Origin of the sequence: Streptomyces sp. CA-111067 (genome assembly GCF_050956065.1) — a bacterium.
Lineage (GTDB): Bacteria > Actinomycetota > Actinomycetes > Streptomycetales > Streptomycetaceae > Actinacidiphila.
This window is the reverse complement of sequence record NZ_CP192103.1, coordinates 785,936-801,537: the sequence shown is the minus strand read 5'-3', so window position 1 is coordinate 801,537 and position 15,602 is coordinate 785,936. Positions and strand designations below refer to the sequence as shown.

13 protein-coding genes are annotated in these 15,602 nt (G+C 72.5%); 3 read left to right on the top strand and 10 right to left on the bottom strand.

The window, feature by feature from the left end:
- Window positions 1-41: 41 nt before the first annotated feature.
- Window positions 42-536 carry a MarR family winged helix-turn-helix transcriptional regulator gene (locus ACQPW6_RS03495; protein WP_433888035.1) on the bottom strand — a complete coding sequence of 165 codons (495 nt, stop codon included), beginning with the start codon at window positions 534-536 and terminating at the stop codon, window positions 42-44.
- Between the two features lie 87 nt (window positions 537-623).
- Between ACQPW6_RS03495 and ACQPW6_RS03490 the strand changes: the two genes are divergently transcribed.
- The gene (locus ACQPW6_RS03490) at window positions 624-1,853 is read left to right on the top strand and encodes an MFS transporter (RefSeq protein ID WP_433888034.1); all 1,230 of its coding nucleotides are present in this window, start codon (window positions 624-626) and stop codon (window positions 1,851-1,853) included.
- A 56-nt stretch (window positions 1,854-1,909) separates the two neighbouring features.
- Here ACQPW6_RS03490 and ACQPW6_RS03485 read toward each other — a convergent pair whose 3' ends face one another.
- The 4 genes from ACQPW6_RS03485 to ACQPW6_RS03470 form a co-directional block, all read right to left on the bottom strand.
- On the bottom strand, window positions 1,910-4,483 hold the full coding sequence (locus ACQPW6_RS03485) for a discoidin domain-containing protein (protein WP_433888033.1): 2,574 nt from the start codon (window positions 4,481-4,483) through the stop codon (window positions 1,910-1,912).
- A gap of 360 nt (window positions 4,484-4,843) precedes the next feature.
- Window positions 4,844-5,821, bottom strand: coding sequence for a class I SAM-dependent methyltransferase (locus ACQPW6_RS03480; protein ID WP_433888032.1), 978 nt, complete (start codon window positions 5,819-5,821; stop codon window positions 4,844-4,846).
- A 106-nt stretch (window positions 5,822-5,927) separates the two neighbouring features.
- Complete coding sequence (locus tag ACQPW6_RS03475; RefSeq protein ID WP_433888031.1) at window positions 5,928-6,620, bottom strand: maleylpyruvate isomerase family mycothiol-dependent enzyme; 693 nt, start codon at window positions 6,618-6,620, stop codon at window positions 5,928-5,930.
- A 109-nt stretch (window positions 6,621-6,729) separates the two neighbouring features.
- The gene (locus ACQPW6_RS03470; RefSeq protein WP_433888030.1) at window positions 6,730-7,686 is read right to left on the bottom strand and encodes a TIGR03621 family F420-dependent LLM class oxidoreductase; all 957 of its coding nucleotides are present in this window, start codon (window positions 7,684-7,686) and stop codon (window positions 6,730-6,732) included.
- Here ACQPW6_RS03470 and ACQPW6_RS03465 point away from each other — a divergent pair.
- Window positions 7,685-8,140, top strand: coding sequence for a hypothetical protein (locus ACQPW6_RS03465; protein ID WP_433888029.1), 456 nt, complete (start codon window positions 7,685-7,687; stop codon window positions 8,138-8,140). The genes ACQPW6_RS03470 and ACQPW6_RS03465 overlap by 2 nt on opposite strands.
- Before the next feature lie 33 nt (window positions 8,141-8,173).
- Here the strand turns inward: ACQPW6_RS03465 and ACQPW6_RS03460 are convergent, their stop codons facing one another.
- The 5 genes from ACQPW6_RS03460 to ACQPW6_RS03440 form a co-directional block, all read right to left on the bottom strand.
- Window positions 8,174-8,629, bottom strand: a complete 456-nt coding sequence (locus tag ACQPW6_RS03460) for an ASCH domain-containing protein (protein WP_433888028.1) — start codon at window positions 8,627-8,629, stop codon at window positions 8,174-8,176.
- A gap of 221 nt (window positions 8,630-8,850) precedes the next feature.
- Entirely contained in the window at window positions 8,851-10,812 is a 1,962-nt protein-coding gene (locus tag ACQPW6_RS03455) for an alkaline phosphatase family protein (protein ID WP_433888027.1), read from the bottom strand.
- A gap of 209 nt (window positions 10,813-11,021) precedes the next feature.
- Window positions 11,022-12,359 (bottom strand): iron uptake transporter deferrochelatase/peroxidase subunit, encoded by a 1,338-nt coding sequence (gene efeB / locus ACQPW6_RS03450; RefSeq protein ID WP_433888026.1) that lies wholly within the window; start codon window positions 12,357-12,359, stop codon window positions 11,022-11,024.
- Window positions 12,356-13,549, bottom strand: a complete 1,194-nt coding sequence (locus tag ACQPW6_RS03445) for an EfeM/EfeO family lipoprotein (protein WP_433894405.1) — start codon at window positions 13,547-13,549, stop codon at window positions 12,356-12,358. Before ACQPW6_RS03445 ends, efeB begins: the two co-directional genes overlap by 4 nt.
- 178 nt (window positions 13,550-13,727) lie before the next feature.
- Entirely contained in the window at window positions 13,728-14,543 is an 816-nt protein-coding gene (locus tag ACQPW6_RS03440) for a dienelactone hydrolase family protein (RefSeq protein ID WP_433888025.1), read from the bottom strand.
- Window positions 14,544-14,672: 129 nt separating this feature from the next.
- Between ACQPW6_RS03440 and ACQPW6_RS03435 the strand changes: the two genes are divergently transcribed.
- The gene (locus tag ACQPW6_RS03435; RefSeq protein ID WP_433888024.1) at window positions 14,673-15,602 is read left to right on the top strand and encodes a LysR family transcriptional regulator; all 930 of its coding nucleotides are present in this window, start codon (window positions 14,673-14,675) and stop codon (window positions 15,600-15,602) included.

Genomic DNA, 15,602 nt, shown 5'->3' with positions numbered 1-15,602 from the left:
CCTGCGCTGCTCGCGAACCGCGACGAAACAGACGGACGGAGCTACTCGCGCTCCGCGACGATCATGACCCGGCGCAGCAGGTCCGACAGGGTGCGGCGCTCGGTGGCGCTCAGGATGCCCAGCAGCCGGTACTCCTCGTGGCCGACGACGTCCAGGGCGCCGAGCCAGGCGGCATGGCCCTCGTCGGTCAGCTCCACGTCCACCCGGCGGCGGTCCTCGGCGGAATGGGTACGCCGGACGAACCCGCGCCGCTCCAGGCCGTCGAGGCGCCCGCTGATCGAGGCGGGCGCCATCTTCAGGTCGGCGGCGAGATCGGACGGCGCGGCCCGGCCGCCCCGGCCGGCGAGCGTGTGCAGGGTGTCGTGCTCGTGCTTGTGCAGCCCGAAGTCGCTCAGCGAGCGCTCCCGGACCCGGCGCAGGTGGTCGGTGAGCGCCTTGGCCCGGGTGACCGCGCCCTCGATGTCGGGGTCGAGCCCCTTCAGCACCGGCGCCCAGCGCTCGACGTGGCCGTCGGTCCAGTCCCGCGCGGAAGTCATGGCCGAATCCTATGCCGGATCCCGACGTTCTGTCGGCATGGAATTATTCGTTGACGAACTATTCGGCGTCGAAATACTCTGCGGGACGTGACCCACCCGCTCCGGCTCCCCGCCTTCCGCCTGCTCTTCACCGGCCGCACCCTGTCCGCCCTCGGCGACGCCGTCGTACCCGCCGCCCTGGCCATCGCGATCAGCCGTGCCACCGGCTCGGCCGGCGCGCTCGCCCTGGTGCTCGGCTGCGCGATGGTGCCGCGCCTGCTGCTGCTTCCGCTCGGCGGCGTACTCGCCGACCGGATGGACGCCCGCAGGATCGCGCTGACCACCGACCTCGTGCGCTGCGCCGCGCAGCTCCTGGTCGGGCTCGAACTCGTCAGCGGGACACCGCGGTTGGCGCACATCGCGATCGCCGAGGCGATCGGCGGCACCGCCTCGGCCTTCGCGATGCCGACCACGGCGACGCTGATCCGCGGCACCGTGGGGGCCGAGGGGCTGCTGCGGGCCAACGCGCTGAGCGCCTCGGCGACCAGCGCCACCCGGCTGGCCGGCCCGGCCGTCGCGGGCGCGCTGATCTTCACCGCGGGACCCGGCTGGGCCTTCGTCCTGGACGCGGCCTCGTTCGCCGTGAGCGCCGCGCTGCTCGCGGTGATCCGGGTGCGGCGGGAGCCGATCCCCAAGCGCTCGATGCGCGCCGACCTCGTCCAGGGCTGGAGCGAGGTGCGCTCCCGCGACTGGTACTGGACCAGCCTGGTGGCACACGGGATCTGGAACGGCACGGCGGCGGTGCTGGCCACGCTCGGCCCGCTCGTCGTCCACCGCAGGTCCGGCGGCGACGGACTGTGGGTGGCGGTCCTCGAAGCCGGCTCGGTCGGGCTGCTGCTCGGGTCGCTGCTCGCCTCCCGCGCCCGGCTGCGCCGCCCGATCCTCACCGGCAACATCGGACTGGCCAGTTACGCGCTGCCGCTGGCGATGCTCGCCGCCGACGCGCCCGGCTGGCTGCTCGTGGCCTCCTACGGCCTGGCGCTGGCCGCCCTCGGCTTCCTCACACCGGTCTGGGAGACGTACGTCTACGCCTCCGTCCCACCGGGGGTGCTCGCCCGCGTCACCTCCTACGACTGGCTGCTCTCGCTGGCCGCGATGCCCGTCGGGTACGCGGTCGCCCCGCTCGCCGCCGACTCCTTCGGCGCCGCCGCGCCGCTCTACGTCTGCTCCGCCCTGGTCGCCGCCGCCTGCCTGGGCACCGCGGCGGTGCCGGGTGTCCGCGCCGCCCGCGCCGATCCCGGCGAGGCGCGGGAACGCGGAAGGGCCGCCGCCCTGTAGCAGGACGACGGCCCCTCCTGAGCACTACGTGTCACTCACCTGCGGTACCGCTGTTGTTACGGGTACGACGTCACAGTCGACGGCGTCGTGCCGGTCCCCGAGGTGCCGGGACCGGTGTTGTTGATGACATGGGCGTATTGGCCCATGCCGCCGAGCGACACCACCAGCAGATCGTGGAACTTCACTCCTGGCGTTGTGGGCGCCTCGAACCCGTGATCCTGGATGATCGACGGATCGGTGGTGAAGTTGCAGTAGCTGCCGAGTCCCCAGCCCTCGTGCGTGGTGACGTTGTCATCCACCTTGTAGGCCGCGAACCCTCTGGTGTTGCCGTTCTGGATCGCCGCCTGGTTCGGCGGGTCGTAGGCGATCTCGTTCTGGAAGAAGATCGTCTTGCCGTTCTGGCCGGACCACTCCACGTCGTACTTCTTGAAGTGCTCCACGAAGAGGCCGGTGGCCAGCACGTTGTTGCCGTTCACCCGCAGACCGTAGTCCGATGGGTTGGTGGTCCAGCCGGCGCCCGCGCCGTGGTCGGCGCGCCACAGCCACGTGTGGTCGATGATCACGTCGTTGCTGTTGATCTCGAACGCCGTCTGCGCCTGACCCGGGCCCGCGCCGCCGATCCGGGCGAACACGTCCTGGATCGTGGTCGGGTTGCCGGAGTGGCTCGCGGACGAGCCGGGCGCGCCGACCTGGAGCAGCTGCGGCGAGTTGCCGGTACCGGCGTCGATCAGGAAGCCGGCCAGCTTGACGCCGTCCACGTCAGCGACCTTCACCGCGTCCACCCCGTTGTCCGGGATGACCGTGGCGTAACCCAGGCCCAGCACCACGGTGTTGGCGCGGGTCACGTTGATCGGCTGGTCCACGTGGTAGATGCCCGGGGTCAGGACCAGGTTGAGGCCCTGGGCGAGCGCCGCGTTGATGTGCGCGGCGGTGTCACCGGGGTGGGCCACGTAGAACTGCGACAGCGGGATGGAGGTGCCCGGCGTGTTCGGCCAGTCCACTCCGCTGGCGTTGGTGCGCAGGTTCGGCACGAACACCGAGTAGTTGTTGCCGTCCAGGTACATGTACGGCTTGTCCCGCGACTCCGGCGTGGTGTTCAGCGTCGTGTAGACCGGGTTCGGGAAGCCCTGCGCCGGAGCGCCCTGGACACCCGAGAACACCATGTTCCACACGCCGTTGGTCCAGCCGCCGATGGAGCTGTCACGGGTGTACCACTGCTGCTGCGAGTACGGGCCGACGGTGCCGTCGATCTTGCTGTCGGCGATGTAGCCGCCACTGGCCCAGCCGTAGCCGTTCGGCGCCAGGTTCAGGCCGCCCTCGACGTGAATCCGGCGGAACGGCGCGGCCTGCGCGACGGCCCACCGGTCGGTGCCGCTGACCGGCTTGATGGCCATGTTCTCCACCGAACGCCAGAAGTTCTGGGTGGCGTTGCCGTTGAACCAGCCGGCGTCCACGGTCATGTCACCGTTGATCTGGACGTCGTCCGGGTTCTTGCCGAGGCCCGAGACCGAGGTGTAGAAGCCGATCTGGTCGTTGATGTTGTTGTACGTGCCCGGCTTGAAGAACACCTGGTAGCGGGCGGTACCGAACTGGTTGGACTCCTGCTGCGCGAAGATCGAGTCCAACTGGCCCTGGATGTTGGCGGTTGACGGGTCGAAGACCTTGACGTTGGGGCCGAGGTCGCCGCCGCCCTGGATCGGACCGCCGGGGTCGGTGGGCGGCGGCGTGGTGGTGCCGCCCCCGCCGTTGCCGAAGACCTGGAACTCCCAGAGCGAGTAGCCGTATCCGGTGGCACGGGCGGTGCCGTACATCCGGACGTACCGGCCGCTGCCGGAGACCGCCAGGGTCTGGTTGCCGCCGGTGCCGGCGGTGGTGGAGTAGATGTCGGTCCAGGTGGTGCCGTTGTCCGACGTCTGGATCTTGAAGGACTTGGCGTACGCCGCCTCCCAGTTGAGCGTCACCGAGCTGATCGTCGAAGTGGCGCCCAGGTCGACCTGGAGCCACTGCGGGTCGGACGCGGCGCTCGACCAGCGGGTGGTGGTGCTGCCGTCGAACGCGGCCGAGGCGGGCGTGCCGCCGTTCTCGGTCGAGGACGCGGAAGAGGTCTTGCCCTGCGAGAGCAGGGTGCCGGCGGCCGGCGGCGTGCTGCCACCGGTGGAGCCGAAGACCTGGAACTCCCAGAGCGAGACGCCGTACTGGGTCGCGCGCTGGGTCGTGTAGATACGGACATAGCGCCCGGAACCGTTTACGGTAAGCGTCTGCTTGCCGCCAGGACCGGTCGTGGTGGAGTAGATGTCCGTCCAGGCCGTGCCGTCGGCGGACGTCTGGATCTTGAACGCCTTGGCGTATGCCGTCTCCCAGTTCAGCGCAACCGAGGTGATGTTCTGGGTGGAGCCGAGATCGACCTGGAGCCACTGCGGGTCGGCGGCGGCACTGGACCAGCGGGTGCCGTCGTTGCCGTCGACCGCCGCGGAGGCCGGGGTGCCGGCGTTCTCGGTGGACGAGGCGGTGACGGCCTTGCCCTGCGAGAGCAGGGTGTCGGCGGCGTGCGCCGAGCGCAGCGGTATGAAGAGGAGCAGAGAGGCGATCAGCGCCGTGATGACCACCGCTGCGATCTTGCGCCGGCTCATTGGTGCCGAGGTTCTCAGCGCCGGTGAACCGGTGGGGGGAGCGAGCATGGGCAACTCTCCTGGTTCCACATGTGGGGGGTCGTGGGGAGTCGTCCGGCACCCCGGTACTGCGGAACCGGACGTTGAGATGCGTGAACGGTGAAATCCGGGCGCGCTCCGGTCAGTTGGTGACTGAGAGCGCTCTCCCGACACGGTGATGTTTCACCCTGTGTTTCATGCATGTCAAGAGTTGGGGACAAAGCGGGGACGCCGAATCCGGGGCTGTAACGCGTTCGCGCAAGTGGGACGCCCGCGCCCCGGCATGATCCCTTCAGATCGTGAACACGGCGAAGGGGCTGCCGGGGCGCGGGCGTTCAGGTGTCAGGAGGTGCGGCGGGCGCGGGCGGTGTGCACGGTGGTGGCACTGAGGTAGAAGGCGTCCGGCCGCCGGCGGATGCCGGTGGGGGCGTCGTCGTCCAGCAACGCCTTGAGCGTGCGCAGGTCCTCCTCGTTCAGACCGTCGGCGTAGCGGTCGGCGATCCGGGTCAGATACGTGTGCAGGTAGTCGCGGGCCGGCTCGTTCAGCGGGGCCTGGTGCTCGGTCAGGAACGTCCGGGAGCCGCTCGGGGTGAGCCCGGCGCGCTCCAGCATCGCCGGCCAGTCCTCCACCGTCTCGTTCTCCTCCGGCAGTTCCGCCCGCATCCGCACGAACCAGTCCTCGACGAGCGCGTCCAGCCGGGCCTGGAAACCGGGGCGGCCGGGCTGGAAGTTCCGCGGCAGGAAGCGCGGCGGCAGGCCGCCCTCGGCGACGGCGAGCAGCCCGCCGTCGCTCAGCGTTCCGGCCAGCCGGTCCAGGGCGTGCTGCTGGTCGCCGAGGTGGTGCAGGGCGCGGCTGGTCCAGATCAGGTCGGCCCGGCCCAAGGTGTCGAAGCCGGCGGGGAGTTCGGCGGTCAGGGTGGTGAACCGGGCGGTGTCGATGCCCTGTTGCGCGGCGCGCTCGCGGGCGCGTTCGAGGAGTTCGGGGGAGCTGTCCACGGCGACCACCTCGGCCTCGGGGAAGACCTCGGCGAGGAGGCGGCCGGCCACGGCGGGGCCGCTGCCGACGTCCAGGGCGCGGTGGACGGGGTGCGGGGTGTCCGTGCCGCTTTCGCCCCCGCTGAGGAGGTCGCGCAGCCAGCCGGCGGCCGTCCGCAGCGACGGGAACTCGACGGCGGCGCCGCGCTCCAGATCGTCGGCCATGGCGGCCCAGTCGCGGTCCTCGAAGCGGAAGTCGTGGCTGTGGCCGTGGTCGTGCCGGTGGCCGTGCGCGTGTCCGTGCGGGTGGCCTGCGGCCTGGCCGGGGTGGTCGTCCTTGGTCATGGGCCGACTCTGCGCGCGGGGTGCGGCGGCGGCAAGTTCTGTTGCCGTTTCCGGGAAATCGCCCGGGGGCGGCCGCCAGTCGTGCAGGGCGCCGGGTGCGAGGGGGTCACGCGACGAGCGGTCCGTCGAGGACGGCGAGGCCCGCCTGCTGGTCGCCCTTCCAGACCAGCCCGCCGCCGGTGCCCGGCAGCCGCCCCCAGAGCATCAGCAGCAGCTCCTCGGCGGTCCCGGTGACGGCCGCGGCCGGCGCGCCCGGGCCGTAGGTCCACGAGGTCCCGGTGTCGGTGGCCTCAAGCAGCAGCGCCTGCCGCGGCGGCCGGGCGCGCCCGACCGCGATCTGCCGGGGCGCCATGGTGTCGAACACCTCGGCGACCCCGTCGGCGGCCAGCTCGGGATCGAGCGGACCCGCCGCGCCGAGCGCGTGCTCGGCGTCCCAGCGGTGCACCAGGGTCTCCAGGGCCCGCCGCCGCTGCCAGAACCCGACGGTGTGCGGCGGGTGGAAGGTCCACGCGGGCGTGCCCGGATCGGTGTCGAGCGCGGCGAGCAGCGCCGCGGCCTGCTCGTCGAACCAGCTCAGCAGCGCCGCCGCCTCCCGCGGCGCGGCCGGCGCCCTGTACCCGGGGTGCCGCGCGGTCACCGCCACGGCCGCCCGCCGGCTCGACCCGCCCACATGCTCGGCCAGTTCCCGCAGCGTCCAGCTCCCGCAGTGCGCCACGGGCGCGTCGAGGTCACCACCCAGACACGCCCGAAAAGCCCCGAGCTCGCGGCGCAGCGCGGGAAGATAAGCGGCCGTCTCCATCCCCCGACCCTAACCACCCCCCCACCTTTCCCCCCGCGCCCCGCCGCACCCCCGAGCCCCCATCCACCGTACGGCCCCACCCGGGGCCGGCCCGGGCGCTGATACGGGGTCAGGTGCCGGAGAGTTGTTCGACGATCGGGGCGAAGGTTTCCAGGTCGTCCAGGAGGAAGGAGCTGATGCCGAGGTGGGCGCGGAGGTTCTTGAACTTCTGGGTCAGTTCTTTGACGGAGCCGATGAAGATGTGGGGGGACTCCATCACCTCGTCGACGGTCAGCTGCACGCCGGTGCGCTCGCGGAGGCGGTCCGCGCGGCGGCGGGCCTCGGCCTTGGTGTCGGTGGTCAGGACCATCGGGCCGCCGGTCGGGTAGGTGTTGAGTTCGAGGTCGGCGAAGCGGGCGCCGGCTGCCTCGCGGACCCAGCGGATCTTCTCCTCGGTGGCCGCCAGGGTGATGCTCGGGGTGTCGAGGGACGGCAGGCCCTGGGCGTCCCTGGTGAGCCGGGGGGCGAGGCCGATGATCTGGGCCTCGCGGCCGGCCAGTGTCAGGAGGCGGCGGCCGCCGCCGCCGATGAAGATCGGCGGGTGTGGGCGCTGGACCGGCTTCGGCTGCGCGTCGTAGTCGGTGATCGTGTAGTGGCTGCCGTCGAAGGAGAACTTCTCCTCGCCGAAGCAGCCCTTGAAGACCCGCACCGCCTCGGTGAGCTTGTCGACCCGGGTGCCGACCGGCTCGAACGGGATGCCGATCGCGTCGTGCTCGGGCTTGTTCCAGCCCGCGCCGAGGCCGATCTCAAGGCGCCCGCCGGACAGCCGGTCGACGGTGGCGAGGTCCATCGCCAGTACCGCGGGGTGCCGCAGGCCCACGTTGAAGACGAAGGTGCCGACCCGGAGCTTCTCGGTGGCCGCGGCCACGGCGGTGAGGAAGGGGATCGGCGAGTAGTGCTGGGCGCTGAGATGATCGGGGATCATCAGCGCGCTGTAGCCGATCGCCTCGGCGCGCCGCGCGAAGGCGGCCAGGCCCGGGCCGTCGAGGTGTTCGCCGGTGTCGGCGAGGAAGCGGAAAGGACGCATGGGAGCCATCATGGCCATCGCCCGCAGGTTCTCAAGGCATGTGCGCGGCCGCGGCCGCGCGGCTGTCGTGGCCCGGCTGGTCACGTACGCCGATCTGGACGAGGCCGGGACGAGTGACCGGCAGCTGTCGGTGTCGGCCCGCCTCGACGCCGAACTCGCCGACGGCCGGAGCCTGGTGCTGCTCGACGACCGCGGCTGGACCTCCTCGTCCGGCCGGGACATCCGCGCGCACCTCTCGCCCGAGGAGGTCGAGCGCACCGCCCGCATGGTCGTCGGCCCGGACGAGCCGCCCGACGGCAGCACCGCCGAGCAGGCGGCCTCGGCCCACTGGTCCGCCCTGGCCGCCACCCTCGCCCGGCAGGGCGTGCAGGTCGAGGCGGCAGAACTGGGACGCCTGCCGCACGCCGTCCGGCTCAGCCCGCGCCTCCGCGACTGGCTGCTCCCGTCGCCCTGACGCCCCTGGGGCCGGAAACGCGGCCCCGGACCGTCAGCCGAGAGTGGCGACGAGGCGGAACCGCTCCATGACCACGGGGGTGGTGTCCGTCACCGTGAAGTGCGGGTCGTCCAGGGCCTCCCGCATCTCCTGGCTGTGCCAGTAGGACTCGTGGCCCGCTCGCCACTCGGCGACCGTCCGATAGCCCTCGCCCTCGTCGATCGCATGCCGCAGGTCCACCTCGGACAGCGGGGCGACGCGGACGCCGGTCACCTCGATGACCGCCACTCGGCGGCCGGCCGAGTCGACGACGGCTCTGCGCTCGCCCACGACAGGCAGCGGCTCGTCCTCGTGCAGGTAGTCGGCCTCCACACCGGTCGTGGACGTCTTGCTGCCGTCGAGGATCGCGGCCACCAGCTGGTCGCGCAGCGGGCCGGGGAAGGCGAACTCGGCGAGCGGCAGGCCCTCGGCTTCGGCGGCGGCCGCGTCAGCGGCGGGGGAGTCGGTCATCCGCCGACCCTAGCCAACGGGCGGCCGGCGCTCCGGCCCGCCCCCGCCGAGCGGCACGACGGCCCGCCACGCCGGCCGGCGCCCCGGCCCGCCCCCGCCGAGCGGCGCGACCGCCCGGCCCCGCGCAACCAAAGAAGGGGCCGCCCCGGCAAGCGCCGGGACGGCCCCCACAAGCCCCAACGGGCCCCTACACGTTCAAGTACACGTTCAAGCGCGAGCGATCACGCGCTGGTCATCGTCCGACCGCCGCGGTGCCGGCGGGCGTAGTAGAGCGAGCCGCCGCCGACCAGCAGGACGCCGGCCGTGATGCCCAGCGGCAGCACCGGCGAGGAGCCGCCGGTCTCGGCCAGGGTCTGGGTGGACGGGGAGTTGCCGTGGCCGCCGCCGGAGGACGAGCCGCCGCCGGACGAGCCGCCGGACGAGTGGCCGCCGCTGGTGCCGCCGTTGCCCTGCCCGGGGCCGCCCGGGTGGCTGGGCGGGGTGGTCTTGCCGATCGGCTTGACCGACTTCACCGAGCCGTCGGTGTTCAGCAGCACCTGCTGGTTGTTCGGGTGCCGGAAGTCGAACGCGTTGGTCAGCGATCCCGCGCGGCTGTCGAACGCCGCGTCACCGACCCGGCCGGTCTTCCAGTTGTCCTCGATGAACTTGGTGATCGAGGCCTGCTCGGTGCGGGTGTGGTCGACCGAGTTGGTCTTGCTGTAGGGCGAGATCACCATCAGCGGCTGCCGGGTGCCCGGGCCGCATCGGTCGGAGTAGCCGCCGGCCGCCTTGGGGCCGGCCTGGCAGGCGGGGCTGTCGGCGGCCTTGCCGTTGGAGCCGACCGCGGTGTCCTTGGAGCCGTTCTGCGGCGTGGCGTAGGCGTGGTCGTACCAGCCGTCGGAGTCGTCGTAGGCGAGGACGACCGCGGTGTCCTTCCACTCCGACGACTTCTGCAGCGCGTTGATCTCCTTGACGAGGAAGTTCTGCTCATCGGTCGGGTCGGAGTACGCGGCGTGGCCGTCCTGGTACTCGGCGGCCTTCAGGAAGCTGACGGCGGGCAGGTTGCCGGCCTTCAGCGCCGAGTCGAAGTCGGTCAGGTCGTAGTTGTGGTTCGCCTGGCCGTTGTGGCCGATCTCGGCGGTGTTCTTCGGCGCCACGTGGTGCGGGTTCGCCGTGGACTTGTAGTACTGGAACGGCGAGTGGTGCGGGCTGTAGTCGACCGAGGCCGCGCCGGACACGTTCGCGTGCGTGCTGCCGGCGCAGCTGGCGTAGTCGCCCTGCTTGCCGTCCCACGCGGTGGAGGGCCGGAAGCCGCCCTGGAACCAGCCCCAGCTGACGTTCTTGGAGTTCAGCAGGTCACCGACGTTCTTGCCCTGCATGGAGGCGAGCGCGTTGGTGCTGGTGTGGCTGTTGTCCGAGCAGTCGTCGTAGGCCGGGTCGGGGTCGTTGGTGACCGTGCCGACGCCCTTGGCGTCGGGCGAGACGACCGTGTACGGGTCGGGCGTCGCCGTCTGCTTGGGGTGCTCGGTGCCCGTCTTGGGGTCGACCGAGATCACGCCGTGCGTCTGGCCGGAGACCAGGTTCAGCGCGCCGGGGGTGGAGGGGCCGTACGTGGAGCTGTACGAGTTGTCGCCGAGCGAGTAGTGCTGGGCGTAGTTCCACCAGGCGGTGACGGTGTTGCCGTCGTAGTAGTCCATCACCAGGCCGGGCTCGCCGAACAGGTTGCCCGAGCACTTGCCCGAGTCGGTGTTCTGGACGTAGGCGTCGGCCTTGCCACCGTCGGCCGCGTACTGCTCGGGGCCGTAGGAGTGGTTCTGGTCGCAGGTGACGGCCTGGTCCGGGGAGAGCCGCTTGGGCGGGTACTGGTTCGGGTTGGTCTTGAGCAGCCCGGAGTTGCGGAGGTTGTTGACCTTCGGGGTGTTCCGGCTGGCGGTGAACTTGGTGCCGTCGGTGTTGGCGGCCACCGGGTAGCTGGCGAAGTAGTGGTCGAAGGAGACGTTCTCCTGGAAGATCACCACAAGGTGCTTGATCGGCGTGCTGGTGGACGTGCTGCCGCCGCCGTGGTGGTCGGGCGAGTCGGCGCTGGCCGGCCCCGTCACGCCGAGCAGTACGAGCGCTGCCGCTCCGCCGAGCGCCCCCCAGCGCGCGGCGCGCTTTCGCGCTGCCGCCCCTCTTCCTCTGCCCGTACCGCTAGTCGTGCTCATACGTTCTCAGCCTCCGCTAAGTGGCGTTGTACTCGTGCCGCCGTCAGTTCGTGCACGGTGTCGAGTCGTACACGGTGTCGAACGTGATGCTCCGGTCGATCCGCGACATGACAACGGCAGGGCGGTGGCGGCCGGGTGAACAGCGAGTCAGTAAATCCAGGACAAGTCTTGACCTGCCTTTTACTTACGGCGATTCCGAACCGGTCGGTTCAGGCCAGCAGCGCGCGCCCCAGCCAGTCGGACCGGTCCCGGACGCCCGGCAGCGCGAAGAAGTAGCCGCCGCCGAACGGGGTGATGTAGTCGACCAGCGGCTCGCCGCTCAGCCGCTTCTGCACCGCCGCGAACTGCCGGGCCAGGTCCTGCTGGTAGCAGACGAAGATCAGCCCCATGTCCAGGTTGCCGTTGGCGTCCATGCCCCGGTCGTAGTTGTAACCGCGGCGCAGCAGGCGGGAGTTGTCGGTCCTGGCGGTGCGCGGGTTGGCCATCCGTATGTGGCTGTCCAGCGGGATGACGTCCCCGGTCGGGTCCTGCGCGAACTTCGGCGTGTCGAACTCCGCGGCCCCGTCCAGCGGCGCGCCGCTCTCCCGGCTGCGGCCGAACATCCGCTCCTGCTCGGTGATCGAGACCCGGTCCCAGAACTCCACCAGCATCCGGATCAGCCGCACCACCTGGTACGAGCCGCCGGTGGTCCAGGCCGGCTCGCCGCCGCCGTCCACCCACAGCAACTGCTTGGCGACGGCCGGATCGGCGACGTCCGGGTTGGCGGTGCCGTCCTTGAACCCCATGTGGTTGCGGGGCGTGCCGCTCGGCCGCGGCGGGCTGGTGAAGCCGTCCATCCGCCACCGCACCTGCATGCCGCCGCGGGTGTGCCGGGCGATGTCGCGCAGCGCGTGCAGCACCGTGTCCGGGTGCGGGGCGCTGAGTTGCAGGCTCAGGTCGCCGTGGCACCAGGCCGGGTCGAGGTCGTCGTCATCGAAGGCCAGCATGGTGCCAAGCCGCAGCGGCCGGCGGCCGGACAGGCCGAACCGGTCGTCGAAGAGCGAGCCGCCGACCCCGGCGGTCACCGTCAGGCCGTCGCCGGGTACCCGCGGGCCCAGGGTGCCGCTGTCGGACGGCGAGTCGGTGATGCCCACCGGCGCCGGGTTTCCGCCGCCGGTCAGGAAGCGGGCCCGCTCGGTCACCGTACGCAGCAGCTCGGTGAGTTCGCGCTTGTCGGCTGCGGTCACGTCGAAGGAGAGGAAGACGCTGGAGGGCTGCACCGGCTGGACGATGCCGGCCTGGTGGGCGCCGTGGAAGTCGGCCCGCGCGGAGGCGGACCTGGACGGGCTCGGGCTCGGTGTCGCGGCCGAGGCCGAGCCGCCGGCCAGTGCCGCCGCCCCGCCCGCCACGGCGCCGACCGCGCCGACACCCACCGCCGCGCCGCGCAGGAAGCCGCGCCGCCGCAGGTCGCCGCCGGCCGGCTGAGGTGCGGACGCCGGCCGGTAGGGGCAGGTCCCCTGGTCGGCGGCCGGCACGCGGGCACCGGCCGGCTCGTGGATGTCCGTCATACCGTCCTCCGTACATCACAGATCGCCGCCACCGGGGCGAGTTGTTCGAGCAGCTCGCCGAAGTCGGCGTTGATCCGCTCGCGCGAGCCGCGGCTCAGCTTGTCCAGCGGGGTCCAGCTGCTGCCGTGGTGCTCGGCCTCCAGCGCCGCCTGCGTGCGGTCCAGCGTCGCGTCGAGCGCGGGCAGCCCGGGGTCGCGCGGGGCGAGCAGCGCGTGCAGCCGCCTCAGTAGCTCGCGGCTGCCGTCCAGGTTGGCGCGGGCGGTCGCCAGGTTCGTACCGCTGCCGTAGTCGGTGCGGCCGGTGAGTTCGAACTGCTCGGTGTTCTCCACGATCTCGTGCGCCCGCAGGCCCATGTCGGCCGGGTCCATCCGCTGGTCGGCCCAACTGGCCCCCAGCGCCTTCACATCGCTGACCAGGGTGGCGGCCGGACCGCGCAGCGCGGAGGCCGGCCGGCCGTGCCACAGGCCGTACTCGATGCGGTGGAAACCGGTGAAGTCCGGGTCGTTGACAGCGTCGGGGTCGAGCCCCACCGTGCCGTTGATCGCGCCGTCGGCGTCACCGAAAGTGCCGTACGCGGCGCCCATCCGCTCGTAGACCAGGTGCGCGGACAGCCAGTCCGCGCGGGCCGCCTTCAGGTCGCCGCGGTCGATGTCCGCCTTCAGGGCGGCGGTGCCGCGGGCCAGGTCGGATATCCGGTCACCGACCCACTTCTGGTAGGCCAGCGTCGGCGGGATCAGGTCGTGCTGGGTGACCGGCACCGCCGCCGGGCCCTGCGGCTGCTTGCCGGGGACCACGACGGTCGGACCGGTCACCGCGTCGGTGTCCTCCTGGAGGCACTTGAAGGCGTACGATCCGCCGCCGAGGTCGATCCGCATCGGCCGGGTGATGCCGGGCGCCAGGCCCTCCACCTCGCCGTAGACCTTCCCGCTGTGCGGGTCGGTCAGATAGACCTCGGTGGCGCTGCCCGCCGAGTTGTGCAGGTCGAAGACCTGGCTGCCGGCGTGCGGCTTGCTCCAGCCGTGGCCGCAGCCGCTCGGCGAGACGTCGACCGCGGTGTGCGGCAGGCCGTCGGCGGCAGGTGCGGCGCCGGACGTTGCGGCCGGCGCCGAGCCGGCGCCCCCGCCGGTGGCCAGTACGGCCGCGGTGATCGCGCCGGCCGCGGCGAGCCCGGCGACGGCCGCCTGCCACATCCTGGGGCGGCGGGAGCGCGAGGGCGGCGGGGCGGTGCCGTCAGGTTCGGCGGTCACACCTGACCTCCAGTGTCGGTGCGGCGGATCGGGGTGCGGCTCATGCTAAGCACCCCGCGGCGCACCGGCGTACCGAGGCCGAGGCCGGGAATTCACAATTCCCCGGCAGTTCACCGACCAGTCACGTAAGGGTAGCCTTACCGGGGTTTTCGGCCACGTTCCCGGCCGGATCGACGGGCGCCAGCTCGGCTCCGAGCAGGCCCGCGATCCGCCGCCAGGCGTCCTCGGCCTGCTCCTGCCGGTAGGTGTCGCGCTCGTCGGCGAGGAAGCCGTGCGGGGTGTCGGGATAGACCACGACCTCGTGCCGGATGCCGGCGGCGGTCAGCGCCCGCTCGGTCAGCCGGCTCTGATCGGCGGTCACCACGTGGTCGTCGGCGCCGATCAGGTAGAGCAGCCGGCCGCCGTGCCCGGCCATGTCGGGGGTGAGGGAGAGCACCGGATCGGGGCTGCCGAGCGCGGTGCCGGTGACGTCGAGCCAGCCCGGGTAGACCACCGCGGTCGCGGCCAGCTCCACCTGGGTCGCGGCGAAGTACGCCAGATGGCCGCCGAGGCTGAGGCCGACCATGCCGACTCGGCCGGTGGTGTCCGCGCGCCCGGCCAGGTGGTCGAGCACCGCCCGGAGATCGGCGCGCACCTCGGCGCGCTCCAGCCGGCGCAGCAGCGCGAGCCCGGCGGCCCGCCCGGCCTCGTCGGCGACGCCCTCGAAACCGGGGGAGGTGCGGTGGTAGAAGTCCGGCACCACCGCCAGGTATCCGAGCGCGGCGATCCGGGCGGCCGTCCGGCGCATGTAGTCCGTGACGCCGAACATCTCGAAGCCGACGATCACCGCGGGCCACGGTCCCGGCGCCGCCGGTCGGACCAGATGGGCGGCCATCGTGCCGCCGCCGACCGGGACGGCGGCGGTCTCGGTGACGACCGGATACGGTGCTGCGCTCATGTCGTTCCTTGCTGCTCATGGGGTCCGGGCGGGGCCCGGGGCCGCTCCGACGGCGGGCACGACCGAGTCTGCGCGGCGGTCCCGGCCGGCGTCCAAGACCCGTTCCGGCGCCGGCGATACCCTCGGCGCATGGCCGGGGCCGCGGACCAGGGGGCCGCGGCGCGGCGGGCGGCGGACAGCACGGCGCGAAGCGGACAGGAGGCGGCCGGCGGCATGGATCTGGACCTGCGCAAGGTGCGCTACTTCGTCGCGGTCGCCGAGCGGCTGCACTTCAGCCGGGCCGCCGAGGAGCTGCTCATCGCGCAGCCCGCGCTCAGCCGGCAGATCCGGGCGCTGGAACGGGAGCTGCACACCGAGCTGTTCGTCCGCGACAGCCGCCGGGTCGAACTCACCGAGGCCGGACGGCGGTTGCTGGACGACGCCAGGCCGCTGCTGGCCGCCGCCGACGCGGCGAGGCGGCGGGTGGCCCGGGCCACCCAGGCCCCGCGCACCCTCGTGGTCGGCTTCAGGACCGGCATCCGGGTCACCGAGGCGGCCAGGGCCTTCGCCGCCGCGCACCCCGGCGCCACCGTCGAGGCCCGCCGGGTGGACTGGGACGACCAGGCGGAGGCGGTGCTCGACGGCCGGGTCGACCTGGCCTACGTACGGCTGCCGGTGGTCGAGTCCGGCCTCGCGCTCACCCCGCTGTACGGCGAACCGCGGATGGCCGCGCTGCCGGCCGGCCATCCGCTGGCCGCCCGCACCGAGCTGACCAGCGCGGACCTGGCCCGGCAGACCGAGATCCTGCACCTGTGCGTACAGCCCGAACCGGGGGCGGCCCGCCCGGTCTCCGCGGTCCGTACGGTGGAGGAGAAGCTGGAGTACGTGGCGGCCGGCCGCGGTATCTGCTACCTGCCGAGGTCGGCCGCGCTGCTGCACAGCCGCCCGGACGTCAGCTACCTGCCGGTGGTCGATCTGCCGCCCGACCAGGTGGCGCTGGCCCGTCCGGCCGACCGGACCTCCGAGCTCGCCGACGCCTTCACCGCGGCGGCGCTTTCGGTGGCCGCCGCCACCGGCTGA